Here is a 22,815-nt window from a genome sequence, read left to right on the forward strand (position 1 = left end):
CCCCAGCCCGGCTGTTGAGCTTGCCAAGACCGCTCGACTGTCCGGCCTAGCGCCGCCAGCGCGGGCCGTCCTTGGTATCTTCCACGGTCACGCCCACCGCCGTCAGGGTGTCGCGCAGCTCGTCGGATTCGGCGTACTGCTTGTTCAGGCGGTAGTTCTGGCGGGCCTTCAGGACCAGTTCCATCAGGGTGCTGACCACCTGTGAATCGTCCTGCTGGGCCGTACCTCCCCCGGCGAACAGGCCCAGCACACCCTCGCCCAGATTGCGGAAAGCGTCACGCGCCCGCTCCAGCGAGGCCCGCCCGACGGTTCCGGCGGCTAGGGCGGTGTTCAGGTCACCACTCAGACCGAACAGCGCCGCCACCGCCTTGGGGGTATTGAAGTCGTCACGCATGGCGTCCTCAAACGCCCTGACGTGCGCCTCGATTTTGCGGTCCAGCGCGGCGTCCTCCCCGTCCGGCGCGTCGCCCAGACGGCGCTCGATCTCGTGCAGCGTCTCGCTCAGACGGCGGTAACCGTTCTTCGCCGCCTCGAAGGCCGCGTCGCTGAATTCGGTAATGGAGCGGTAGTGGCTGCTGACCAGCAGGAAGCGCACCACCATCGGGTCATGTCGCTTCAAGACGTCCTCAATCGTGGTGAAGTTGCCCTTGCTCTTGCTCATCTTCTCGCCGCCGATGGTCAGCATGTTGTTGTGCATCCAGTAGCGCGCAAAGGCGTGGCCGGCCGCCTCAGCCTGCGCGATCTCGGCCTCGTGGTGCGGGAATTCCAGGTCAAGGCCGCCGCCGTGGATGTCGAAGCCCTCGCCCAGGTACTTGAGACTCATGGCCGAGCATTCGATGTGCCAGCCCGGAAAGCCCTCGCCCCACGGGGAAGGCCAGCGCATGATGTGGCCGCCTTCCGCCTTCTTCCACAGCGCAAAGTCACGGGCGTCGCGCTTGTCGCCGCGCACCGCCTCGCGGGTCCCTTCCTCCTGATCGTCGATCTTGCGCCCCGACAGCTTGCCGTACTCGGGCCAGCTGCGCACGTCGAAATACACGCTGCCCTCGGATTCGTAGGCGTGACCGCGCTCAATCAGTTCCTCAATCAGGGCGATCTGCTCGGTGATGTGCCCGGTGGCGCGCGGATTGATGCTGGGCCGGAGGACATTCAGGGCGGCCATGTCGTTCATGAACGACCAGAAGTACTTGTCGGCCACCTCCATAGGCTCCAGCCGCTCCAGCGCGGCGCGTTTGGCAATCTTGTCCTCGCCGTCATCGCTGTCGTCCTGCAGGTGGCCCACGTCGGTGATGTTTGCCACGTAACGCACCGCGTAGCCGAAATGCATGAAGGCGCGGCGGATCACGTCGAAGGCCACCTCTTTCTTGGCATGTCCCAGGTGCGCGTCGCTGTAGACGGTGGGTCCGCATAGGTACATGCCCACATGCCCCGGCGTGGTAGGCACGAAGGGCACTTTCTGGCGGTGCATGGTGTCGTACAGGACGATGCCCGAATCGGGCTGGGACGGTGTGGTGGAAGAGGGGGTGGTCACGGGCGGCTCCTTGGCGGGCTGAGAGGATGGGAAGACAATAAAAAGCCGCGCCACAACAGCAGTCGGGGCGCGGACGGCAGACGGAGGGCTGCTTTACCGCAATCGGAGGCAACACACGGTCTTCATAGGGAGCAGCTTAGCAGATGGAGGGGCGAAGAGCGGAATCCAAACTCAATCTTCAGGCCACACCTGAATCACAAAGGTCAGACCGCCTTCTGGATTTGGCCGCCCCGCGACCCGCAGCCAGACCCGGCCAGGTGGCACCGGAACGTAAATTTCTGGACTCTCCATAAGTACGATGTCTCCCATAGCGAGAAGGCCGGAATCAATCGTCAGAATGGCCTCAGCGTAAGTGGGCCATTCGCCCGATGGGGGCAGGGGAGCATTTGGAAAGACCTCAATGCCGACGAATATTGTGAAAATCCAATCACGCTCATCCCAGCAAGAAACCGATAGTTGTGTTTTTCTAACACTTAACGGCTCATCATCTTCCGCCGGAGGATCCCAAAGCGGGGCTTCGTCGGGGTCATAGTGGGCGTGGGGATCATAGAGAACGAAACAACTATGGGATGGCTGAAAGCTTGCTTCGTGTGCCATATCCCAGCCTAGACCCTTACTCCAGTTCCAGATAAATCGCCTTCAGGTATTCGGCTTCGGCAAAGGAGGCGTGGTGATCGGGAGCGTGGCGGGTGGTGGCCAGTTCCTTCCATTTTCTGCCGCTGGCCTGGGCTGCGGCGCGCACGGAGTCCCAGAATTCCTCGGCGCTGACGTGGGCAGAACACGAGGCACTCAGGAGGATGCCGCCCCTGTCCAGCCGCGCGATCCCATCTGCCGCCAGCCTGCCGTAAGCGCGAATGGCCCCCGCCCGCTCAGTCTCGCGGCGGGCCAGCGAGGGTGGATCGAGGACCACCAGATCGAAGGTGCGGCGGGTCCCGGACAGCCACTCGAACACATCCGCCTGTACGGTCTCATGTGACGTGGTCAGGTCCGGATTCAGCGCGAAATTGCGCTCCGCCCCGGCCAAAGCGTGAGCGCTGATGTCCAAGCTGACCACCTGTGTGGCGCCGCCCCGCGCCGCGTACAGCGAGAAGCCGCCCGAAAAGGAAAAGGCATTCAGCACCCGCCTGCCCCGCGAGAGCCGCTCTACCCGCCGCCGGTTTTCGCGCTGATCCAGAAAGAAGCCGGTTTTCTGGCCGCGCAGCACATCGGCCTCGAAGGCCAAACCAGATTCGTGAAAGACGACGGGGTTCTCTGGCAGCTCTCCCAACAGCACCTGACCGTCCGACAGTCCTGCCTCTGCCGCGTGGGCCTGAATATTGCGGCTGAGGCGCAGGATCATCGCACAGTCCGGGAAACGTTCTGAGAGAAGGTCCAGCAGGCGGTCCAGATGCGGGAACCACGCCGCCGTGTAGACCTTGAGGACCAGCACGCGGCCATAACGGTCCACCACCAGACCGCCGAAGCCGTCGGATTCGCCGTTCAGGACGCGGTAGCCGTCGGTGTCCGGCGAGTTCGCCAGGGCCGCGCGCCTGGCCAGCGCCGTCTCCAGATGGGCGGCCCACCAGGCGTCGTCCAGCGTGGCCGGGGAGCCGGCATGCAGCACGCGCACCCGCAGCGGCGAGTGCGGGTCATACAGGCCGATCGCCAGAAAGCGGTCCCGACGGTCATAGATCACCGCCAGTTCCCCGGCCTGACCATCGCGGTTCTGCTCGCGCACGCTGGATTCGTAGACCCAGGGATGGCCGGCACGCACGTAGCCTTCCGCCGCCGCCGTCACGCGCAGGCGCAGGCGGGGGCGGGCGGGGATGGAGACGGACATTCGCGGAGGGTAGCAGATGGGCCGGGGGCTGCGGGCGTCCCTGGCCCCAGGCCCTACACTGCTGGGCGCATGGCCGATCTAGCCGAAGGTTTCCGCACCGTCTTCTCGGGCGACTACCCGCGCCTGCTGCTCTCAGGGCTGGCCCTCACGCTGGCGGTCAGCGTGTGTGCGCTGGGCGTGTCCGTGGTGCTGGGGACGATGCTGGGGGTGCTGCGGGTCTTGCGCGTGCCGCTGCTGGGGCCGATAGGCAACGCTTACGTGGAGGTGGTGCGCGGCATTCCGCTGATCGTGCTGCTGAGCGTGGTGTATTACGGCCTGCCCGCGCTGGGCCTCACGCTGGGCGGCTTTCCGGCGGCGGTGCTGGCCCTGGGCCTTTACTCGGCGGCCTACACCTCCGAGATCGTGCGGGGCGGTCTGAGTAGCGTGCCCCTGGGCCAGATCGAGGCGGGCCGCAGCCTGGGGCTGAGCCGCGCGCAGGCGATGCGCTTCGTGGTGCTGCCGCAGGCGTGGCGGGTGGCGCTACCGGCCCTCGGCAACGAGTTTGTCAGCCTGATCCTGGGCAGCAGCCTCGCCAGCGCCGTGACCCTGCAGGAGCTATTCGCACAGGGCAAGTACATCACCGGGGTCACCTACCGCCAGTTCGAGGTCTACGCCGTGCTGGCGCTGATCTACTTTCTGCTGACCTTCAGCCTGACGCGGCTGGTCCGGGCGCTGGAACGGCGGCTGGGGCGTGGGCAGGTAGGGGTGGAACGGCGGGTCATCTAGGAGGGATGCGGGCAGGTGACGGCAGGCGAAGAAAGCTCCTACTGCGAGCGTCCCGCGTCCCGCTCCGCCATTTCGTCCGCCCATGCCAGCACCGCCGCGCTCTGGTACGCGGCCAGCCCTTCGCCCGCGCTGTCGATATTGCGGGTAAAGCGTTCGTCGGCCACCCACATCTGCGCCAGTCCGCGCATCATCCCCGGCGAGGCGTCGTAATAACGGGCCGAGAGATGGGCGCGGTGATCGGCAGCCACTGCCCTCGCCTCAGGGGAATCCGGCGGCGTTCCGGCGTACATCAGGGCCAGATAGCGGGAAGAAATGGCGTTCATCTCGGCCTTCACCGCTTCCCAGTCGGCCCTGCTGTACTTGCTGGTGCGCCGGGCACTCTGCCGGTAAGCGTCGGTGTCCCCCCAGCGTTCATTGGCCTCGGCCTCGTGTTCGGCAGGATCGAAACCGTCAAAGAGGTCCTTCAGTTCTGCGTTGGTCATGATAGGAACTCCCTCGCCGCGCTCGGCGGCTTTCAGATAGATCAGGGCGGCGTCCAGGGCGATCTGGGTGCGGCGCTGCTTCTCGCGCAGCAGGGCCACCTGGGTCCGCAGTGCCTCCACCTCGCTGCCGGGCGGAGCGTCCAGCAGGCGCGTGATCTCGGCCAGGGGAAACCCCAGTTCGCGGTAGCTCAGCGCCCGCCATAGCCGTGCCAGATCGGCGGGCGTGTACAGGCGGTAGCCCGCCTCCGTCCGCCCACCGGGCCTCAGCAACCCGATGTCGTCGTAGTGGTGCAGCGTGCGGACGCTCAGCCGGGTCAGCAGGGCCACCTCGCCCACCGTCCAGGTTTGTCCGGCGCTGTGTTCCGGGATCTGGGTCACGTCGTGCACCACAGCAGCGTAACGGCTGACGTAACGTGAGGGTCAAGGGAATCAGACTGGCAGGACAATAGAGAAGCACAGGACGAGCAGACCTGCTGGCCGCGCTCAGTCCAGCTTGAAAGCGGTCGCGTCTTCCGGGGGCAGGGTCAGATGCAAAAAGCCGTTGCTCACGCGGATCTTGGCGTTCTGCCCGGCGAACAGGGTCGGAATGACGGCGCTGGTTCCGTTGTTCAGCTCCAGGCCGTCTAGCTTCAGGCCCAGGCTGCTCAGCCGGACCGAATAGCTGCGCCGCTCCTTGCCGCCGTGCCAGGCCACCAGCACCCGCTGGCCATCCTGTTCGCGCGTGAACAGCAGCAGCCGGTCGGCGAGACTGGATGGCGTTTTCAGGAGGCTCAACGTCCCACGGCTCAGCGCCGGACTGGCCTGCCGAACGGCGATGGCGTTCCGGGCCACCTCGAACACACTCCTCTCCTGGGGCGTCCACTTGTCCTCGAAGCGCATGTCACGGCGGTTGTCGGGGTCCGCCCCGCCGCGCATGGCGATCTCGGTGCCCTGCCAGATCACCGGCACGCCGCGCAGGGTCATCATGGCCCGCAGGCCGTATTTGGTGCGTGCCTGGCCCACGTCCTCAAACAGCGAACCCTGCGCGAAACGCGGCACGTCGTGGTTGTCCAGGAACAGCGCCACCTCGCCGGGGCGCGGCAGTTCTCCCTGCCGGGAGAGCACGGCGGCCACGCTGTCGAGCCCCTGGCCGGACATGATGCTGTTCTTCATGGCGGCCTGCAGACTGAACAGGAACAGGCTGTCGAAGCCCCGGCGCTGCCACTCGGCCACCGTGCCGCTGTCGGCGTTGTACCACTCGCCCAGCGTCCAGATCCCGGCGGCGCGGTCATCGGCCAGCAGATCGCCCAGGAACATCCCGTCCACGTTCTTGATGGCATCGTAACGGAAGCCCTGCACGCCCTGATCCCGCCAGAACCGGGCGTTGCCCAGCAGCAGGTCACGCACCTGGGGATTGCCCTGCTTCAGGTCCGGCAGCCCCGCCAGCGGGCAGTCAACGTCCTTGAGGCGTGAGGCATCACATTCGACCTTGCCGTTGAACCACGTCGGATGCTCCCTGACGGCGGGGGCCAGATACCCGTAATGGTTGATGACCTGATCCAGCACCACCCGCATTCCCTCCACCTCTGCGGCCTGCACAAAGGTCCCGAAATCGGCCAGGGTGCCGAAGTGAGGGTCCACCTTGCGGAAATCGGCGGGCCAGTACCCGTGATACGGGGCGGTGTCGAAGGAATTCGTGGGCTGCTGCTGGTAGATCGGCGTCAGCCAGACGGCGGTGGCCCCCAGCTTCTTGATGTAGGGCAGTCGCTGGGTCAGCCCGGCCAGATCGCCGCCGTGCCACGCGCGCGGGTCCGCGCGGTTGACACCCGCGTTGTTGGCAGCGTTCCCATCGGAGAAGCGGTCCGGCATGACCTGATAGATGACCTGCCCCTCGAACGAGGACAGCGGCATGTTGCCCTGGGCCGCCGCTCCTGCCGACCCGAGGAGGAGGCCAAGGAGAATGGTTTTTCGCATGCAGCATGTTAGTCCCGCATGGGCGGCAGATGGGAAAGTCAGAAGGGGGCATTGGGGGTATTGCCTCCCCCAGTGCCCCTCAACGAGAGTTCAGCGCAGCGCCACCCTCAGCGCGTCCGCTCGCCGTCCATCAGGCGCCACAGCCCATGCGGGTTGGCGTCCTGCAGTTCGGGGGGCAGGGCGCGGTCGGGAAAGTCCTGATACGCGCGCAGTCGCGTAAAGCGCTCGATGGCGCGGCTGCCCACGCTGGTGCTGCTGCCCCCGTCGCTGGTGGCCGGAAAGGGACCGCCGTGGACCATCGCGTGGCCCACCTCCACCCCTGTCGGGAAGCCGTTCAGAACCACACGCCCGGCCCGCGTGCCCATAGCGTGCAACAGGTCAGACAGGCCGTCCAGTTCGTCGTCCGTGGCGTGAAGCGTGGCCGTCAGTTGACCTTCCAGCCCGGCCAGCACGGGCGTGACCTCGGTCAGGTCTTCATAACGCACCGCCACACTGATGGGGCCGAAGACTTCATCGGCCAGCTCGGCGGTGAACTGGGCGAGAGGGACGCCGAGCAGTTGTGGCTGTGCCCCGATCTGGGTGGCCGCACCCTGGGTCAGGGCCTGGATGCCTGCTTTTGCCAGATGCCCCGCTGCTCCTTGCTGATAGGCCTTCAAAATGCCGCCCGTGAGCAGGGTGCAGGCCGGCGTCGCGTCCAGCCTGGCCGCCACCTGTTGCAGGAATTCATCGCCCACCTGACCCACCGGGACGAACAGCAGGCCCGGCTGGGTGCACAGCTGACCGCCCGAACCGCTGATGCTGACGGCCAGCCCGTCCGCCAGCGCCGCCGCCTTCGCCTCCAGCGCAGCCTGGGTAAACACACTGGGATTGACGCTGCTCATCTCCGCGTAGACCGGGATCGGCACGTCGCGGGCCTGGGCCGCCGCCACCAGGGCCAGACCGCCGGTGCGGGAGCCGGTGAAGCCGACGGCGTGAATGTCGGGATGCTGGGCCAGTTGCACGCCCAGCTCGTAACCGTCCTCGTAAATGATGCCGAAGACACCTGCGGGCAGGCCAACTTGCGCGGCCGCCTCCTGAATGGCCTCTGCGGCCAGTCTTGACGTGGCCGGATGCGCCGGGTGCGCCTTGACCACCACCGGACAGCCCGCCGCCAGCGCCGAGGCGGTATCGCCTCCGGCCACGCTGAAGGCCAGCGGAAAGTTGCTGGCCCCGAACACTGCCACCGGCCCCAGCGGGACGCGCAGGCTGCGCACATCCGGTTTGGGGAGCGGCTTGCGGGACGGGTCGCCGTGATCAATGCGGGCGTCCACCCATGAGCCCTCTGCCGCCACCCGCGCGAACAGGCGCAGCTGGTTGGCGGTGCGCCCCACCTCGCCGCGCAAGCGGGCCTCCGGCAGGCCGGTCTCCCCCATCGCCGCCGCGATCAGCTCGCCGGCCCGCGCCTCGATGCCGGCGGCGGCGGCGTTCAGGAAGTCGGCGCGCAGCTGGGGGGCACTCGCCGCGAAGCCCCTCGCCGCCTCGCTCGCCGCCGCCACGATGCTTGCCAGCTCCTGGGGGGTGGTCACGGGGAACGCGGGTGACAGCGGTTGTCCTGTGGCCGGATTCGTCGCCTGGAAAGTGCGGGCGGTCATGCGCCCACGACCGCAGGCACGCGCGCGGACGCGGCGTTCAGGATCTCGCGGGTTTCGGCCTTCTCGGCGTCGGTGAGTTCCAGCCGGGGGGCGCGGACGCGGGCGCTGCCGTGCCCGGTTTCCTCCTGCACGAATTTGATCAGTTGCACGAACTTGTTCACCACGTCCAGGCGCAGCAGCGGCAGGAACCAGCGGTACAGTTCGGCGGCCTCCACCGTCCTGCCGTCACGGGCCAGTTCGAACAGGCGCACGCTCTCGGCGGGGTAGGCGTTGATCAGGCCCGCGACCCAGCCGGTGGCCCCCGCCGCCACCCCCTCCACGATGGCGTCGTCGAGCCCCACCAGCACGTCCACCGACTCGGGCAGGGCGGCGCGCAGGGCGGTGACGCGGCGCACGTCCCCGCTGCTCTCCTTGACGCCGCGCAGGTTGGCGTGCTCCCCGGCCAGCTCGGCGATCTGGTGGGCCAGGAAATCGGTGCGGTACGCGCCGGGGTTGTTGTACAGGATCACCGGCAGTTCGGTGGCTTCCACCAGCGCGGCCATGTGCGCCTTCATCTCGCGCCAGTCACTGGTGTATACGTAGGGCGGCAGAGCCATCAGGCCGCCGCAGCCCACATCCCGCGCCGCTCTGGCCAGCCGCACGCCGCCCGCCGTGCTCAGGCTGGCGATGCCGGGAATCACAGGCTTGCCGTCCAGCGCGTCCACCAGCGTTTCCAGCACCGCCAGCTTCTCGTCCATCTCCAGCGTGTTGGTCTCGCCCAGCGAGCCCAGCGGAATCATGCCGCTGCACCCGGCGGCCATCATCCAGCGGGCGTGCTCACGCAGAAAGCCGTGGTCGACGCTGCCGTCGGCATTGAAAGGGGTGGTGATGGCGGGAAAGACGCCGCGGAAGGGGTGGGCGGTCGAGGCAGTGTTGGTCATGGCAGGGCTCCTTGGGGTGAGGGGATGGGTTTGAGAAGAGACGGGAAGCTTTATGCGGTTACGGCGGACCCAGGGTGCTGGGGTCTTCCAGGAGATGGGCCAGCGGCAACGGCGCCAGCGGGGCGCGCACACCGCCAAAACGCCAGCCATACACGGTTTCACACGCGGGGCCACAGACCCGGCCCTGACACGCGCCCATGCCGCAGCGGGTCTGGAGCTTGGCGGCGGTCCAGTCCGTGAACGGCTGCAACTGACCGTGCCGAACGTCCTCGCAGCGACAGACGACGGTGGTGGGCGACGGTGTGGGGAGGCGATCCGGGCGCAGGGCGAACGAGCGTTCCAGCACGCGCTGAAAGCGGCGCTGAAGCGCGGCGCGGCGCGGCGCATCCCGCAGGCGCTCCATCTGACCGCTGGCCGCGCAGCCAGCCACGAAGCCCTCCAACAGGGCGCCGTCCACGCCGCCGATGCCGCAGACCTCCCCGGCGGCGTAGACCCCCGGGACGCCCGTGGCCCCCCAGGCACTGACCTGAACCGCGCCCGCACCATCGAGAGGGCAGCCCAGCAGCGCCGCCACGCGGGTTTCCGGCACGAGCCCGAAGCCCACGGCCAGCCAGTCGCAGTCCAGGGTGATTTCGCGCCGTCCACGCCGCAGGGTGACGCTCTGGAGCTGGTCCTGCCCACCGGCACTCACCACGGCGCAGTCTGCCCAGTACGGCACGCCCAGCAATCCGGTGGCCAGGGCCAGCGCCTCGCGGGATTTGCCAGGCAGCCGCGCCGCCGCCATGCCGAAGGCCGCCACGTCCGGCAGGCTGGCCTGTTCGGCCACCGCCAGCACCCGCGCGCCCGCGCGCCGCAGCCCCGCCGCCACCGCCAGCAGCAGCGGCCCCGAACCGGCCACCACCACCCGGCGGCCGCGCACGTCCAGCCCGCCCTTGTGCATGGCCTGCAGGCCGCCCGCCCCGACAACGCCGGGCAAGGTCCAGCCGTCAAAGGGGAGAAAGCGTTCGGTGGCCCCGGTGGCGAGAATGATTCGTTCTGCGTGAAGGTGACGCAGCCCAGCCGCAGAGGTCACGCTCAGCAGGTGTGTCCGCCCCCCGGCCTCTGCCGCAACCACTTCCGCGCCGCTCAGCACGGTGATGGCCGGGTGGGAGGCGACCTCCCGGAGCAGATCGCCCGCCGCTCCCTTCTGGCCGGCCGCCGCGCCGCGCCAGATCTGGCCGCCCGGTCCCGGCTGGGCGTCCAGCAGCAGCACCTGCAGCCCGCCCTGGGCCGCGACGAGGGCCGCCGTCAATCCGGCCGGACCAGCGCCGACCACGACGACTTCCCATTCAGAAGTCACGGTTCACCTCCAGCAATCGCCGCACGTCCTGACCGTTGCGCACGGGCGTCAGGCAGGTGCGCACCGTCACGCCGTCCACCACGGCGCGGCATTCGGAGCAAGTTCCCATTCCGCACAGCGCCCCGCGCGGCTCGCCGCTCAGGCTGCGGCGCAGCGGCGAGAGGCCGGCGTTCTGAAGAGCGGCCAGCACCGTCGTTCCGGGCCGGGCCGTAACCCGCAGGCCGTCCAGCGTCAGCTCAGGCATGGATGGCCTCGGGCACCCGGCCAAAACGGGCGGGCGTGAAATCATGGGCCAGCAACGCGGAGGGCTCCCCAAACAGCTGGGCGCCCAGCGCTTCCGCCGTTCCCAGCGCCGTGGTGATGCCGAGTCCCTCGTGGCCCGTTGCCAGGAACACGCCGTCCAGGTGGGGATGCGGCCCGATCAGCGGCAGGTGGTCGGGCGTGGCGCAGCGTTGTCCGGTCCAGACGCGCAGCGCGGAGGTCCGGGCCAGCGCGGGCAGAAAGTCGGCGGCGCGGCGCAGCATCCGGCGCAGCAGCGGCCAGTCGATGTCGCGGTCTGGCCGCTCGAACTGACGGCTGGACCCGATCAGCAGTTGCCCGGTGGGGCGTGGCTGCACGTTGAAGGCCACGCTGTCCCCGTCTCCTCCATGGGCGCTTTTCAGATAGCCGAGTTCGACAAGCTGATGGTTGACCGCTGGGGCACCGCGTTCGGTGATGAGCAGGTGGCCCTTGCGCTGCCGCAACGGTAGCTCGGGCAGCAGTTCCGCGGCCCCGATGCCGTTTGCCACCACCACCACATCGGCGCGCAGAACCACGCCGCCCGCCAGCCGCACGCCACCGTCGGTCAGGGCCATCGCCGCCTCGCGCCGCAAGGTTGCGCCCGCCCGCTCCAGCAGAAACCGGGCCACCACCGGAGCGTAGACCACACTGTCGCCGGGGACGCGCAGGGCCCCGGCCAGTCCGGGACGCAGCTGTGGTTCGGTGCGGGACAGTTCGGCGGCGGTCAGCAGGGTCGCCCTGCGGCCCGCCGCCAGATACGCCTGACGTTTGGGCTCCACCGCCGCCAGTTCCTCGTCGTCGCTGGCCACCCACAGCGTGCCGCAGGTGTGGTAGTCGGCCTGCGGGGGCAGGGCCGGAGCCAGCGCCTCCCACAGTTCCAGGCTGCGGGCCGTCAGGGCCAGTTGCGCGGGGCTGTCGTCCATGACCACCAGATGACCCATGCTCGCCGCCGTCGCGCCGCCGCCGACCGGCCCCGGCTCCAGCACCGTCACCCGTGCGCCGCCGCGCGCCAGGGTGTCCGCGCAGGCCGCGCCTACCATGCCGCCGCCAATCACGATGGCGTGCAAGGCGCTCACCCCTCTCCTGGCCGGATGCCCCAGGCGAAGGGATCTTCGGGCTGCACGATCAGATCGCCCTGCATGGTCACAAAGGCCCGCCCAGTGATGACGGGATGCACCTGCCCGCTGTGCAACGAATACTGCCCCTCGAACACGCTGCCGATCACGCTCTCCTGCCGCCAGACCTGGCCGGGTGCCAGTCTGCCGTCCGCGGCCAGGCACGCCAGCTTGGCGCTGGTGCCCGTGCCGCAGGGGCTGCGGTCGTACGCGCCGCCAGGGCACATCACGAAGTTGCGGTTGACGCCGCCTGCATGGCTGAACAGCTCGATGTGGTCGATCTCCGCCCCACCTTCCCCGGTGATCCCCGCCTCCTCCAGGGCCTGACGAATCCGCAGCGTCTCGTCGGTCAGGGCCGGGAGAGTGTCCAGGCTCAGAACCCGCTCTCCCACGTCCACCAGAAAGAACCAGTTGCCGCCCCAGGCCACGTCGCCGCGCACCTCGCCCAGCCCTTCCACGCTGACCGCCACGTCCTGCAAATGCCGGAAGGCGGGCACGTTCGCCACGCTGACGCGGCCATCGTCATGCAGGGTGGCGGTCACCACACCCACCGGGGTCTCGATGCGGTGGGCGCCGGGACCGATGCGCCCCAGGTACGCCAGCGTCGTCACCACGCCCATCGTGCCGTGGCCGCACATGCCCAGCGGCCCGGCGTTGTTGAAATAGATCACTCCAGCCACGCAGTCCGGCGACCTGGGCGGCAGCAGCAGCGCACTGACCAGGACATCGTTGCCGCGAGGCTCCAGGTTGACCAGGGTGCGCCAGCGATCAAAGTCGCGCCCCAGGGCCTCGCGCTGCTGCGCCAGGGTCTCGCCCGGCAGTTCCGGAAAGCCGCCCAGCACCACGCGGGTCGGCTCGCCCGCCGAATGGGAATCCACAAAGCTGATCCGGTGCCTGACCGTGGAGACGGAAGTGGGGGCGAGCGACATGCCTCACGGTACGCCTGTCCTGGGTCCCCTGTCTTGGCGAACTTCGTGGGATTGGCCGCCGAATTCGGCACAATGGGCGTGCCTATGTTCTCCTCTGCTCCCAGCACCGGAAAACGGCCGGACCCCCTGCCACAGGAGATCCGGGACCTGGGCCTGGACGCCCTGCTGGACGTGCTGCACTATCTGCCCGACACCGTGGCCTTCGTGAAAGATGCACAGGGCCGCTACCTGTACGCCAACCGCACGCTGCTGGAGCGGCTGGGACGACCCAGCGTCCTGGGACTGCGGGCCAGCGAGGTCTTTCCGGCGTCGCTGGGCGCGGCCTACACGCAGCAGGACACGGCGGTGCTGGCCGGGCGCACCCTGACCGAGCACCTGGAACTACACCTGTATCCGGGCGGTGGGGCGGGCTGGTGCCTGACCACCAAACGGACGCTGGGAGAACCCCACGCCCCGGTCGGCCTGCTGGGCCTGTCACGCGATCTCCACCTGCCGCGCTCACACGTCTCGGCCAGAGGACTGGCCGCCGCCACCGCCCGGATCGAAGCCGAGTACGCCGCGCCGCTGAGCGTGCCGGAGCTGGCCCGCGCCGCCGGCCTGAGCGTGACCACCTTCGAGCGCCAGATCCGGCGGGTATACGGCCTGACGCCCTCACAACTGCTGACCCGCACCCGCATCCAGGCGGCCACGGCGCTGCTGTCCCAAACCCAGCTCTCGGTGGGACAGATCGCCGTGGAGTGCGGCTACTTTGACCACAGCGCCTTTGCCCGCGCGTTCAAGGGGGCCGTAGGTCTGACCCCCAGTGGGTTCCGGAGTTTTGTGCGAGGTGACGCTGCAGCGCAGGCAAAGAGGTGAGAGTCGTGTCAGACGTCCATTTCTAGACTGCGGGTCCATGATCATCAAAGAGCTGGAAACGCAGACCCACACCGATCCTCTGCGCCGCGCCGGGTACGAGGCCGAACGGCAGATGGCGCATTATCTGAAGAGGGCTTACGGCGAAGACCCGAACAAATTCGTCCTCAATAATCTGCGCGTGGAGCGTAAGGGCGAGGTGGCCCAGATCGATCACCTGATCGTGCTGCGTTTCGGGCTGCTGGTGGTGGAGAGCAAGAGCGTGGCTGGGCAGATCAGTGTGAACGAACAGGGCGAGTGGACGCGCTGGTGGAACCGTCAGGGCCGTGGAATGCCGTCACCCGTACTTCAGGGACGCCGGCAGCTTGAGCTGCTGTGCGCTCTGCTGACCGATCACACCGCCGAATTGCTGGAGAGGGGATTGTTCGGCCTGAAGCAGCGCACGTTCAGTGCCATGCAGCGCGACGTGCTGGTTGCCATCTCGGACGGTGGGCGAATCACCCGCAGGACCGAGGTGCCGGAGGTGGTCAAGGCCGATCAAGTACCAGAGCGGATACAGCACAAGGTGAGCGAGTTGCAAGGACGCCTGACAGCCTTCGCCTTCAGCGACGCCGAGATGACACGCATCTGCGCTTTTCTACAGAACCGCCATGTCCCGGCCAGTGAAGCTCAGTCGGCCACGGCATCGGTACCAGCGTCCTCCAAACCCACACCGCCCAGAGGCCTGACCGGCGTGGTCTCCCCTCCGCATTGCCCGCCCGTCGCCGCGCCTGCCACCCAGGCTTCCCAGGGGCACACCTGTCGTCAGTGCCAGTCGAACCAACTTTCAGTCCAGTACGGCAAATACGGTTATTACTTCAAGTGCGGCGCATGTAGCGGCAATACACCTGCCCGACCCGTCTGTCCCACCTGCCAGGAGCCTGCTCGCCTGAGCAAGAGCGGTGCGGAGTTCACGGCGGCCTGTGCGGCTGGACACCAGTGGCGCTACTGGACGAACGTCTAGACCTGGGAAGTGTCCCTCAGCGCCGCCGCAAGGCGCTCAGGATGCCCGCCGCGATCTCCTCGACGCTGGTGCTGGTGGTGTCGCGGACGGGCAGGCCCACGCGCTGAAACAGGCGTTCGGCGCGGCGGACCTCGAATTCACATTGTTCGGGGCTGGCGTAACGGCTGCCCGCCTTGCGCTGGGTGCGGATGGCGTGCAACCGGCGCGGATCGATGGTCAGGCCGTACAGCTTGTCGCGGTGGTGCTCCAGCGGAGCAGGCAGACTCGCGCGCTCGAAGTCATCCTCCGCCAGCGGATAGTTGCTGGCACGGACACCGTGTTGCAGGGCCAGGAAGAGGCTGGTGGGGGTCTTGCCCACCCGGCTGACCCCCACCAGGATCACGTCGGCCATGCCGTACTGCCGGTCACCCACACCGTCGTCGGTGGCCAGGGCAAAATCCAGCGCCTCCATGCGGCCCAGATACGCGCCCGAATCGTGCATGTCGTGGTAGCCGCCCACCGTGCGCGCTGCCGGCTGCCCCAGTTCGGCCTCCAGGGCGTTGATGCCGGGGGTCAACAGGTCGAACAGATGGGCGGGGGCGGCCTGTAACTCGGCGAGCACCTCCGGCTGGGTGATGGTGGTGAAGAGGATCGGGCGTTCCCCGGCCTCGCTCAGCGCCCTGACCTCCTGGGCCACGGCCCGCGCCGCCGCCACGTCCGCCGTGAAGGGCCGGGCAACGTAGCGCAGCGGCTGGCCCGGAAAGTGCGACAGCAACGCCCGGGCGATGTTATCGGCGGTCAGACCGGTGTGGTCGCTGACGATCAGCACCGGGCGGGCAGGCGGAGGCGTGGTGGACATGCCTCTAGGGTGACAGGTCCATGGCCGGGTGTCTCCCTTCGCGGAACAGCCCGCGCCCTGAACGTCCCGACCCGCTAAACTGCGGGCGTACCCAACACTAATCCGATTGCTTTTCGCACGTTCTTCCCCACACCAACGGAGAAAACCCATGCAGATGACCAGAGCGTTTCCAACACTAAGGATGACCGATGTAGAGGTGGTGGGGGGCAAGAACGCCTCCATCGGCGAGATGATTCATGGGCTGGCCGGGGCCGGGGTGCGGGTGCCGGGGGGCTTTGCCACCACCGCCGACGCCTTCCGCCTGTTCCTGACTGAGAACCAGATCGAGGAAAAAATCAACGCCCGCCTCTCGGCGCTGGACGTGAACGACGTGGTGGCGCTGGCCGCGGCAGGCAAGGAGATTCGTGGCTGGGTGGAGGCGGCGGCTCTGCCCACAGCGCTCGAAGACGCCATCCGTGAAGGCTACGAGGCAATGGCCAGCGACTCTGGCGTGACCGATCCCGACGTGGCCGTGCGCTCCAGCGCCACCGCCGAGGACCTGCCCGAGGCCAGCTTTGCCGGGCAGCAGGAAACCTTCCTCAACGTGCGCGGGATTGACAGCGTGCTACACCATGTCCGCCTGGTGTTCGCCTCTCTCTACAATGACCGCGCCATCAGCTACCGCGTCCATCACGACTTTGCACACGCGGAAGTGGCGTTGTCCGCCGGGATTCAGCGCATGGTCCGCACCGATCTGGGAGTCTCCGGCGTGGCCTTTACCCTGGACACCGAGAGCGGCTACCGGGACGCCGTGCTGGTCACCGCTGCGTACGGTCTGGGCGAACTGGTGGTGCAGGGCGCGGTCAACCCCGACGAGTTCTTCGTCTACAAACCCGCGTTGAAGGCGGGCAAGAAGGCCGTGCTACGCCGGACCCTGGGCAGCAAGGCGCGCAAGATGGTCTATGCTCAGGATTCCGCGACGCAGCGCGGCGGCGTGGACAGCGTGGATGTGCCCGCAGACGAGGCGCAGCGCTTCTGCCTGTCGGACACCGATCTGACCGAGCTGGCGCGGCAGTGCGTCGCCATCGAGGACCATTACGGGCGCCCAATGGACATCGAATGGGGCAAGGACGGACGGGACGGCCTGATCTACATTCTCCAGGCCCGCCCGGAAACCGTGCAGAGCCGCAGCGGGCGCACGCTGGAGCGTTTCGAGATTGGCGGGGGCGGCACGGTGCTGGTGGAGGGACGCGCCGTGGGCAACCGTGTGGGGAGCGGCGTGGTGCGGGTGGTGCGCGACATCTCACAGATGGACAGCGTGCAGGACGGCGATGTGCTGGTGGCCGACATGACCGATCCCGACTGGGAACCCGTGATGAAACGCGCCAGCGCCATCGTGACCAACCGGGGCGGGCGCACCTGCCACGCCGCGATCATCGCCCGCGAGCTGGGCATTCCCGCCGTGGTGGGGAGCGGCAACGCCACCCGCGAACTGAGCAGCGGGCAGACGGTCACCGTCTCCTGCGCTGAGGGGGATACCGGCTACGTGTACGAGGGCAAGCGCGACTTCAAGGTTCACCGGGTGGAACTTGACGCCATGCCCGACGTCCCGATGAAGATCATGATGAACGTGGCCTCGCCGGACCGCGCCTTCTCCTTCGCGGCTCTGCCCAACGAGGGCGTGGGGCTGGCCCGAGTGGAATTCATCTGCTCGAACGTGATCGGCGTCCACCCGCGCGCCCTGCTGGACTACCCGGGCGTGCCACAGGACGTCAAGGCGCAGATCGAGGAGCGCATCCGGGGCCACGCCTCGCCGCGCGACTTCTTCCGGGACAAGCTGATGGAAGGGGTGGCCAACATTGCCGCCGCCTTTGCGCCCAAGCCGGTCATTGTGCGGCTCTCAGATTTCAAGAGCAACGAGTACGCTCACCTGATTGGCGGCGCGGCCTACGAGCCGCAAGAGGAAAACCCGATGATCGGTTTCAGGGGGGCCAGCCGCTACCGCAGCCCCGACTTCGCCGCCGCCTTCGCGCTGGAGTGCGAGGCGATGAAGGCCGTGCGCGACGACATGGGCCTGACCAACGTGCAGATCATGATTCCCTTCGTCCGCACGGTGGGCGAGGCAAAGACCGTGCTGGAGGTTCTGGAGAAGAATGGCCTCAAGCGAGGCGAGAACGGTCTCAAGATCATCATGATGTGCGAGATCCCCAGCAACGCCATCCTGGCCGAGCAGTTTCTCGAACTTTTCGATGGCTTCTCGATTGGCAGCAACGACCTGACACAACTGACGCTGGCGCTGGACCGCGACTCGGGGCTGGTGGCGGACCTGTTCGACGAGCAGGATCCGGCCGTGCTGGCGCTGATGGCGCAGGCAATTGCCGCCGCCAAGAAACAGGGCAAATACATCGGCATCTGCGGCCAGGGACCCAGCGATCACCCGGCGCTGGCTCAGTGGCTGATGGACCAGGGCATCGACTCGGTCAGCCTGAACCCGGATTCGGTGCTGAGCACCTGGCTGCATCTGGCCGAAGAGACCGGAGAGCCTGCGAGAGCCTGAGCTGAATCAGTAAGGAAGTCCGACGACGGGGGAAGCAGGATAAAAATTTCCTGCTTCCCTTCTTAGATAATGACGTGTTGTCGCGCCAGCTAAAAAACGTTTGCCCAGGCCCGAGAATGAACGCGTACAGTCTCAACTACTTTGAGGAAAGTAAGTAAAATAAAGGGAAGAAACGCAGTTCTAGATTGCGTTCCGTTTGGTAGATCGTGTAGAAATCGAACCTATATTCTGCTGATTACGAGACAAATGCAATGCGCTCTCAACAGCTTCTAAGGCACTCATCGTATGCAAAAAGAACGTCTGGGAGGCATCATTCTCTTCCATAACCCTAACACCTCATCCTGAATCAAACCGCAATCACGGTGGCGTATGGAACACGCCAGTGACCACAAATTGTCCGTGTGCGTCGGCTCATTGATATTTTAAATTGGAAGAGAAAGATAGGGACTTGTTGCCGGAACTGATCAGCAACTATCCCTCCGATAGATTTTCAAAGAAAACGCGAGGTGTTCCAGGACGGGGAGTTCTTTGTCCTGTTCAACTTTGCCTTTCTACTGGAGATCGCTATGGATCCCTTCATCATGCAGCACCTGCTCGGCACGCGGGACGTGATCTACTTCACGCTGGCCCGGCGTCTTTGACGCGCTGCCACTAGGGTCTGTGCGACTGAACTCATGGGAAGCCCGTAGCCTTATGGCTTGTCGTGCCGAACTGATCTAACCGACGCTCAATGGCATGCCCTTTCCCCGTACCTTCCGGCCAATCCTAAACGTGGACATCCGTTCGCTGACCATCGACGCGTGATCAACGGCATCTTGTGGCGCATCAAGCTGGGAACACCTTGGCGTGACATCCCTGAACGGTACGGGCCATGGCGCACATGTCATGACCGCCTCGCTCGTTGGGAACGAGACGACACATGGCTGCGAATCGTTCAGGCGCTTCAAGGCGTCACGGATACTCAGGGACACATCAACTGGGAAGGCGCGTCCATTGACAGTACCCACTTACGTGCACACCGCAGTGCCGTCGGTGCTCGCAAGCAATCCCCGCAGCATGATCCACGAGTGGTGATTTTGGAGGAGTGGCTGGGCCACTCCCGAGGTGGACGCACCACGAAATTGCACCTGTGTGCTGATGGAAATGCGCGTCCATTGAGCATAGTGCTGAGCGCGGGACAACGCGCGGACGGGCCGTTTCTGATTCCTGTCCTGGAGGCTATTCGTGTTCCAAGACCGGGGAAGGGAAGACCAAGGTCGCGACCACCAGTCATTCGCGTTGATCGCGCTTACGGTGCTCGAGTGTATCGCCGCCTTGTTCACGCCCGAGGGATTCGGTTCGTGTGTCCAGAGCGGGAAGATGCCAGACGGCACCGAATCAAGAAAGGCGCCCATGGTGGGTGCCCACCAGCGTTCGACGCAAACGCGTACAAGGGCAAGAACGTAGTGAAGCGGGCCGTGAATCGGCTCAAAGATTTCAGGGCAATCGCAACGCGTTACGAGAAACGGGGAAGGAACTTCATGGCCGTGATCCTGGTTGCGTGTCTTGTCCTTTGGTTGTGAGCGCCAGACACTGCCTCAGCCGCCATTCATCGTCAGTGTCCCGGTGGTGTCTTCAATGACTGGGGGGATCTTAAAACTGGTCACGAACGGCTGATCAACGTTGCCAAGAAGGTTGGTTCCAGCCACAAAGTGACATCTGCGGATGACTACGGGGCCCAGGTACCAGCAGTCGAAGAAGTTGACGAAATGGATGAACATACAGTCGGTCAGGACGAATGACGCAGGTGGTTCATTATGTCCACCGCACTCAAACGTGACCGGGCCATCAAATGTACACTCGATAAACTGCGCTCCTGCTCGAAAATATGTGGCCCAGCAAACGGTGGTGCCGAAATGACATCGTTCAAAGATGACGGAGTGATGGAAGACCAGGGATGAACTGTCGAGGGTGCCAATCCGGCTGTCTCGAGCGATGATCGGCACATGCACCTCGGTTTGGCCGTGGCCCACCAGGCTGTGGAAGTCAAGCGCTCCCAGGTGCACGTCTTGGAGCGGCTGACCAGATTGGAGAAGATCAAGGGCGTGTGACGCGTCGATGGCGTTCATACCATCAAGCGTAGAACAGAGGATTGCCGCACAGACCCTAGTGCATGACCACAGGCATATTCATAGCTATTCCTGAGTTGGATAGTGGCGCCTGAGTTTCTCCCGAGCTGCGGGTGTCGAGAACTACCAGCTCACGCGCACAGACCGCGCGTTACGGTCTGTTTCCCAGGCGTGGATTTCACGCTCGACGGCCTCTTTCTTCGCCAAGCGCTGACCCAGACACTGGCGTTGCAAGGCCGACCACTCCAATTCCGCCATGTTGAGCCAGGACGCATGTTTTGGGGTGTAGATCCACTCGAAGCGTCGGCGCAGCCGACGCGCTTCCTCCAGCGGAAGATGTTGATACAGCGCCGCTGGACTGTGCGTGGAGAGCTGATCGAGCACCAAAACGATCTTCTCGGCATCTGCATAGCGCCGCTCCAGTGCCTGGAGCCGCGCAGCGAAGTCCACATTGCCTCGTCGGCCGGTGACCGTCACGGTGCGTTGACCAGTGTGGGGTTCCAAGGCTACGAAGAAATTGACAGTGCCACACCGCTTGTATTCATGATCCACCCGTGCCGGAGATCCCGGCACAGGTGGGAGTGGGTCACGGACATGATCCAGCAACTGGTAGGACTTTTCGTCGAAGCAGATCACAGGTCGACATGAATCGTAAGGTTGAGCGTAGGTGTCCAGGGCGGTTTCCATGCGCCACACGAAGTCCGCACCTACCTGGGCTACACACCAACTTTGAACCTGCCACGGTTTGAGCGCGTTTTTTTCAGTGTTCGCCGCACCGTTTCGTCACTGATGCTGTCTACCACACCCAGCGTCACCAGACGATCGGCCAGCAGTTGCATCGTCCATGTCTCCCGCCCGTCTGGGGCCGAGCACACTTCGGCGATCAAGATCGCCGTTTGCTCCGCGTTTAGTTTGGGCGGCTGTTTAGGCCGTGCTTTCTCGTAGAGGGCGGCTTCCAGGCCGCCTTGGGTATACTTCCTGCGGATCGACGCGACGGTCGCGGGACTTACGCCCTGCCGCTCGGCGACGCCTCGATCAAGCAGGCCCCCATCGCTCAGAAGCAGGAGACGCGCGCGGGTCATGACCCGCGCACTATGCACACCTTTCCGAGTCATGTCCGTCAAGTGTTGCCGCTTGTCGTCGCTCAGCTGCACAACCCACTGTTTCTGTCGTCCCATTCTTCAATTTATCTGCAGGCATGCCTGTGGTCATGCACTAGGGCATCGACATGCTGGTGGACGTGCTACTCAAGGCCGCTGGCCTGCAGGGCACGCCGCTCCAGATGTTCCGCGTGGGCGCAAAGCTGGCCGTGGTGGCCCCCAACCTGCTGGACGGCGACGTTCACCTGTCCAGCGAGAACCTGGCCCGCATCAACAACGTCATTCTGGACCTGAAGAAAGCCGTAGGGCTGTAACCATGAAACGACTGCTCTTGCTCTGTGCCCTGACCATGACCGCCTGCGCCCCTATCGCCCAGCTGGCCCAGCCCGACGAGTCTGCCCGTCTGACCCAGGACGGTCTCTCGCTGCTGGTGAGCAACCCTGGCCCTGAATCGCTGACGGGTGACCCTTCCAGGAACATCCCAGGCGGTGTGCTGACGGTGGACGGCCTGGGCCTGACGCCGGATGACCAAGCTAAACAATGGTGCATGCTGAACAGCTCCGCCCGCTGGGACTGCTTCGTGCCCGAGGTCAAGGCCGGTGAACGCGTCCTGGTGACCTTCACGTCCGGCGTGATCAACGACGCAATGTTCACCGGGTACCGGGCCAGCAGGGGTGCGGTACCAGTGGTGTTGATGTTGAAATAGCGGAGAGAGCGCCGTTTCTGTACAGGTCTTGGACCACCTGGACAGAGCAATGGTGGGTGCTGGACTGCGCGACGACGATCCGCGCAAAAGTGACCTGGGCGCGCGTCTAAGCCACAAGCGCCTGCGGTTGCTCGGTCTGCTGCCCCGCTGCTCCACGGGGCTCAGCACAGATCAAGGGGGTTGATCTGCCATTTACACGATCCAAAAAGGTCTCGCTATCCATAGGGGGGAACAAAAATGAAACTCGGCCAACAGCTGACGACGTCGCTGTGATCGCGTGTGCTGACAAACCAGTTTGAGCCTTCGACCGCAACCGCAGCGCGGTAGCCTTCCATCAAAGCGAGATTCTGGTACGTTCCTGCGTCTTCTGACGCCGACAGGTGGTGGCTCAAGCCAGCTCCAGTGGCTTTGAGCACGGCCTCATGGCCAGTCCAGAGATCAAAAAAAGTGACGAGTCGATGTTGTTCAGCCGAGAACAATGTTGCCTGACTGGCGATGGAGAAGCGTTGAGCGGCAATCAGGTCCAGCTCTGGAAGCGGACGGACCTGCTCAAGATCAACGCCAATCCGACAGTCCCAGACGTGAGCCAGCAAAGCATGATCCCCTGATCGTGACAGGCTGAAGTGCAGCCGCCCCCCTTTGAGGTGTGGTTTGCCGAAGGGTCCAGTTCCAAAGGTCAAGGCATCAGGCTGTTGGCCTAAAACTCGGCCCAGAATGAGCCTCTTCAAAGCGTGGGTGATCACGTAACGATCTCGGTCGCGCGCGGAACGAAATGTCTGTCCTCTGGCTTTTTCATCCTCCGAGAGCAGCACGTTGAGGGCCGGGAGGCGATAGAGCCCACTTTCCAAATTCAGAAGCCAGACCGTCACTTCTGATTCGGGGACTCTGCTTTGCCGAACAGAAGAATGCATC

Annotated in this window: 23 protein-coding genes and 1 pseudogene; 8 read left to right on the plus strand and 16 right to left on the minus strand. The window is 65.6% G+C overall.

Going from position 1 to position 22,815, the window contains the following annotated elements; genetic code table 11:
* Positions 1-46 precede the first annotated feature (46 nt).
* The 3 genes from cysS to HNQ08_RS01210 all read right to left on the minus strand — a co-directional run bounded on the left by cysS (position 47) and on the right by HNQ08_RS01210 (position 3,347).
* Positions 47-1,528 (minus strand): cysteine--tRNA ligase, encoded by a 1,482-nt coding sequence (gene cysS, locus HNQ08_RS01200; protein ID WP_184127235.1) that lies wholly within the window; start codon positions 1,526-1,528, stop codon positions 47-49.
* Positions 1,529-1,699: 171 nt separating this feature from the next.
* Positions 1,700-2,125 carry a hypothetical protein gene (locus HNQ08_RS01205; RefSeq protein WP_184127237.1) on the minus strand — a complete coding sequence of 142 codons (426 nt, stop codon included), beginning with the start codon at positions 2,123-2,125 and terminating at the stop codon, positions 1,700-1,702.
* 16 nt (positions 2,126-2,141) lie between these two features.
* Entirely contained in the window at positions 2,142-3,347 is a 1,206-nt protein-coding gene (locus tag HNQ08_RS01210; RefSeq protein ID WP_184127239.1) for a 23S rRNA (cytosine(2499)-C(5))-methyltransferase, read from the minus strand.
* 69 nt (positions 3,348-3,416) lie between these two features.
* Here HNQ08_RS01210 and HNQ08_RS01215 point away from each other — a divergent pair, with 69 nt between their 5' ends.
* A complete protein-coding gene (locus tag HNQ08_RS01215; protein ID WP_184127241.1) occupies positions 3,417-4,112 on the plus strand; it encodes an amino acid ABC transporter permease in 696 nt (231 codons plus the stop codon).
* Between the two features lie 38 nt (positions 4,113-4,150).
* On the opposite strand, the gene HNQ08_RS28055 is transcribed toward HNQ08_RS01215, so the two are convergent.
* The 8 genes from HNQ08_RS28055 to HNQ08_RS01255 all read right to left on the minus strand — a co-directional run bounded on the left by HNQ08_RS28055 (position 4,151) and on the right by HNQ08_RS01255 (position 12,760).
* A complete protein-coding gene (locus tag HNQ08_RS28055; RefSeq protein ID WP_229789556.1) occupies positions 4,151-4,981 on the minus strand; it encodes a TipAS antibiotic-recognition domain-containing protein in 831 nt (276 codons plus the stop codon).
* Positions 4,982-5,077: 96 nt separating this feature from the next.
* The gene (locus HNQ08_RS01225) at positions 5,078-6,547 is read right to left on the minus strand and encodes an alpha-amylase family glycosyl hydrolase (protein WP_184127243.1); all 1,470 of its coding nucleotides are present in this window, start codon (positions 6,545-6,547) and stop codon (positions 5,078-5,080) included.
* A 107-nt stretch (positions 6,548-6,654) separates the two neighbouring features.
* Positions 6,655-8,178: an aldehyde dehydrogenase (NADP(+)) gene (locus tag HNQ08_RS01230; RefSeq protein ID WP_184127245.1), complete on the minus strand. Its 1,524-nt coding sequence runs from the start codon at positions 8,176-8,178 to the stop codon at positions 6,655-6,657.
* Positions 8,175-9,098, minus strand: coding sequence for a dihydrodipicolinate synthase family protein (locus HNQ08_RS01235; RefSeq protein ID WP_184127247.1), 924 nt, complete (start codon positions 9,096-9,098; stop codon positions 8,175-8,177). Before HNQ08_RS01235 ends, HNQ08_RS01230 begins: the two co-directional genes overlap by 4 nt.
* A gap of 58 nt (positions 9,099-9,156) precedes the next feature.
* On the minus strand, positions 9,157-10,437 hold the full coding sequence (locus HNQ08_RS01240; RefSeq protein ID WP_184127249.1) for an FAD-dependent oxidoreductase: 1,281 nt from the start codon (positions 10,435-10,437) through the stop codon (positions 9,157-9,159).
* Positions 10,427-10,681, minus strand: coding sequence for a (2Fe-2S)-binding protein (locus tag HNQ08_RS01245; RefSeq protein ID WP_184127251.1), 255 nt, complete (start codon positions 10,679-10,681; stop codon positions 10,427-10,429). The genes HNQ08_RS01240 and HNQ08_RS01245 overlap by 11 nt, the downstream gene beginning before the upstream one ends.
* On the minus strand, positions 10,674-11,792 hold the full coding sequence (locus HNQ08_RS01250) for an NAD(P)/FAD-dependent oxidoreductase (RefSeq protein ID WP_184127253.1): 1,119 nt from the start codon (positions 11,790-11,792) through the stop codon (positions 10,674-10,676). Before HNQ08_RS01250 ends, HNQ08_RS01245 begins: the two co-directional genes overlap by 8 nt.
* Positions 11,789-12,760 carry a proline racemase family protein gene (locus HNQ08_RS01255; protein ID WP_184127255.1) on the minus strand — a complete coding sequence of 324 codons (972 nt, stop codon included), beginning with the start codon at positions 12,758-12,760 and terminating at the stop codon, positions 11,789-11,791. The genes HNQ08_RS01250 and HNQ08_RS01255 overlap by 4 nt, the downstream gene beginning before the upstream one ends.
* Positions 12,761-12,844: 84 nt before the next feature.
* Between HNQ08_RS01255 and HNQ08_RS01260 the strand changes: the two genes are divergently transcribed.
* Both HNQ08_RS01260 and HNQ08_RS01265 read left to right on the plus strand, forming a co-directional pair.
* Positions 12,845-13,615: an AraC family transcriptional regulator gene (locus tag HNQ08_RS01260; protein WP_184127257.1), complete on the plus strand. Its 771-nt coding sequence runs from the start codon at positions 12,845-12,847 to the stop codon at positions 13,613-13,615.
* A 37-nt stretch (positions 13,616-13,652) separates the two neighbouring features.
* The gene (locus tag HNQ08_RS01265) at positions 13,653-14,615 is read left to right on the plus strand and encodes an NERD domain-containing protein (RefSeq protein ID WP_184127260.1); all 963 of its coding nucleotides are present in this window, start codon (positions 13,653-13,655) and stop codon (positions 14,613-14,615) included.
* 16 nt (positions 14,616-14,631) lie between these two features.
* On the opposite strand, the gene HNQ08_RS01270 is transcribed toward HNQ08_RS01265, so the two are convergent.
* Positions 14,632-15,453, minus strand: a complete 822-nt coding sequence (locus HNQ08_RS01270; protein WP_184127262.1) for a pyruvate, water dikinase regulatory protein — start codon at positions 15,451-15,453, stop codon at positions 14,632-14,634.
* 148 nt (positions 15,454-15,601) lie between these two features.
* Between HNQ08_RS01270 and ppsA the strand changes: the two genes are divergently transcribed.
* The 3 genes from ppsA (at position 15,602) to HNQ08_RS01280 (ending at position 19,551) form a co-directional block, all read left to right on the plus strand.
* The gene (ppsA, locus tag HNQ08_RS01275) at positions 15,602-17,989 is read left to right on the plus strand and encodes a phosphoenolpyruvate synthase (protein ID WP_184127264.1); all 2,388 of its coding nucleotides are present in this window, start codon (positions 15,602-15,604) and stop codon (positions 17,987-17,989) included.
* A gap of 506 nt (positions 17,990-18,495) precedes the next feature.
* Positions 18,496-18,630, plus strand: coding sequence for a hypothetical protein (locus HNQ08_RS27830; RefSeq protein WP_268239990.1), 135 nt, complete (start codon positions 18,496-18,498; stop codon positions 18,628-18,630).
* A gap of 57 nt (positions 18,631-18,687) precedes the next feature.
* Complete coding sequence (locus tag HNQ08_RS01280) at positions 18,688-19,551, plus strand: IS5 family transposase (RefSeq protein ID WP_184127266.1); 864 nt, start codon at positions 18,688-18,690, stop codon at positions 19,549-19,551.
* A 15-nt stretch (positions 19,552-19,566) separates the two neighbouring features.
* On the opposite strand, the gene HNQ08_RS01285 is transcribed toward HNQ08_RS01280, so the two are convergent.
* The 3 genes and pseudogenes from HNQ08_RS01285 to HNQ08_RS01295 form a co-directional block, all read right to left on the minus strand.
* Entirely contained in the window at positions 19,567-20,097 is a 531-nt protein-coding gene (locus HNQ08_RS01285; RefSeq protein WP_184127268.1) for a hypothetical protein, read from the minus strand.
* Positions 20,098-20,220: 123 nt separating this feature from the next.
* A pseudogene (locus HNQ08_RS01290) lies at positions 20,221-20,796 on the minus strand (IS630 family transposase); the annotation flags it as partial.
* A gap of 17 nt (positions 20,797-20,813) precedes the next feature.
* Positions 20,814-21,179 (minus strand): helix-turn-helix domain-containing protein, encoded by a 366-nt coding sequence (locus tag HNQ08_RS01295; protein ID WP_184127271.1) that lies wholly within the window; start codon positions 21,177-21,179, stop codon positions 20,814-20,816.
* 146 nt (positions 21,180-21,325) lie between these two features.
* Here HNQ08_RS01295 and HNQ08_RS01300 point away from each other — a divergent pair, with 146 nt between their 5' ends.
* Together HNQ08_RS01300 and HNQ08_RS01305 are read left to right on the plus strand one after the other, a co-directional pair.
* Positions 21,326-21,511, plus strand: coding sequence for a hypothetical protein (locus tag HNQ08_RS01300; protein WP_184127273.1), 186 nt, complete (start codon positions 21,326-21,328; stop codon positions 21,509-21,511).
* Between the two features lie 2 nt (positions 21,512-21,513).
* Positions 21,514-21,903, plus strand: a complete 390-nt coding sequence (locus HNQ08_RS01305; RefSeq protein ID WP_184127275.1) for a hypothetical protein — start codon at positions 21,514-21,516, stop codon at positions 21,901-21,903.
* A 215-nt stretch (positions 21,904-22,118) separates the two neighbouring features.
* Here HNQ08_RS01305 and HNQ08_RS01310 read toward each other — a convergent pair whose 3' ends face one another.
* Positions 22,119-22,814 (minus strand): 4'-phosphopantetheinyl transferase family protein, encoded by a 696-nt coding sequence (locus HNQ08_RS01310; RefSeq protein WP_184127277.1) that lies wholly within the window; start codon positions 22,812-22,814, stop codon positions 22,119-22,121.
* Between the last annotated feature and the right edge of the window lies 1 nt (position 22,815).

Origin of the sequence: Deinococcus humi (assembly GCF_014201875.1) — a bacterium.
Taxonomy (GTDB): Bacteria; Deinococcota; Deinococci; order Deinococcales; family Deinococcaceae; genus Deinococcus; species Deinococcus humi.

What these genes read in the sequence shown, in the direction of transcription:
- HNQ08_RS01205 (WP_184127237.1), bottom strand. Translation starts at nt 2,125, where the DNA reads ATGGCACACGAAGCAAGCTTTCAGCCATCCCATAGTTGTTTCGTTCTC.
- HNQ08_RS01210 (WP_184127239.1), bottom strand. Translation starts at nt 3,347, where the DNA reads ATGTCCGTCTCCATCCCCGCCCGCCCCCGCCTGCGCCTGCGCGTGACG.
- HNQ08_RS01215 (WP_184127241.1), top strand. Translation starts at nt 3,417, where the DNA reads ATGGCCGATCTAGCCGAAGGTTTCCGCACCGTCTTCTCGGGCGACTAC.
- HNQ08_RS01225 (WP_184127243.1), bottom strand. Translation starts at nt 6,547, where the DNA reads ATGCGAAAAACCATTCTCCTTGGCCTCCTCCTCGGGTCGGCAGGAGCG.
- HNQ08_RS01230 (WP_184127245.1), bottom strand. Translation starts at nt 8,178, where the DNA reads ATGACCGCCCGCACTTTCCAGGCGACGAATCCGGCCACAGGACAACCG.
- HNQ08_RS01235 (WP_184127247.1), bottom strand. Translation starts at nt 9,098, where the DNA reads ATGACCAACACTGCCTCGACCGCCCACCCCTTCCGCGGCGTCTTTCCC.
- HNQ08_RS01245 (WP_184127251.1), bottom strand. Translation starts at nt 10,681, where the DNA reads ATGCCTGAGCTGACGCTGGACGGCCTGCGGGTTACGGCCCGGCCCGGA.
- HNQ08_RS01255 (WP_184127255.1), bottom strand. Translation starts at nt 12,760, where the DNA reads ATGTCGCTCGCCCCCACTTCCGTCTCCACGGTCAGGCACCGGATCAGC.
- HNQ08_RS01260 (WP_184127257.1), top strand. Translation starts at nt 12,845, where the DNA reads ATGTTCTCCTCTGCTCCCAGCACCGGAAAACGGCCGGACCCCCTGCCA.
- HNQ08_RS01265 (WP_184127260.1), top strand. Translation starts at nt 13,653, where the DNA reads ATGATCATCAAAGAGCTGGAAACGCAGACCCACACCGATCCTCTGCGC.
- HNQ08_RS01270 (WP_184127262.1), bottom strand. Translation starts at nt 15,453, where the DNA reads ATGTCCACCACGCCTCCGCCTGCCCGCCCGGTGCTGATCGTCAGCGAC.
- ppsA (WP_184127264.1), top strand. Translation starts at nt 15,602, where the DNA reads ATGCAGATGACCAGAGCGTTTCCAACACTAAGGATGACCGATGTAGAG.
- HNQ08_RS01285 (WP_184127268.1), bottom strand. Translation starts at nt 20,097, where the DNA reads ATGAACGCCATCGACGCGTCACACGCCCTTGATCTTCTCCAATCTGGT.
- HNQ08_RS01295 (WP_184127271.1), bottom strand. Translation starts at nt 21,179, where the DNA reads ATGACCCGCGCGCGTCTCCTGCTTCTGAGCGATGGGGGCCTGCTTGAT.
- HNQ08_RS01300 (WP_184127273.1), top strand. Translation starts at nt 21,326, where the DNA reads ATGCTGGTGGACGTGCTACTCAAGGCCGCTGGCCTGCAGGGCACGCCG.
- HNQ08_RS01305 (WP_184127275.1), top strand. Translation starts at nt 21,514, where the DNA reads ATGAAACGACTGCTCTTGCTCTGTGCCCTGACCATGACCGCCTGCGCC.
- HNQ08_RS01310 (WP_184127277.1), bottom strand. Translation starts at nt 22,814, where the DNA reads ATGCATTCTTCTGTTCGGCAAAGCAGAGTCCCCGAATCAGAAGTGACG.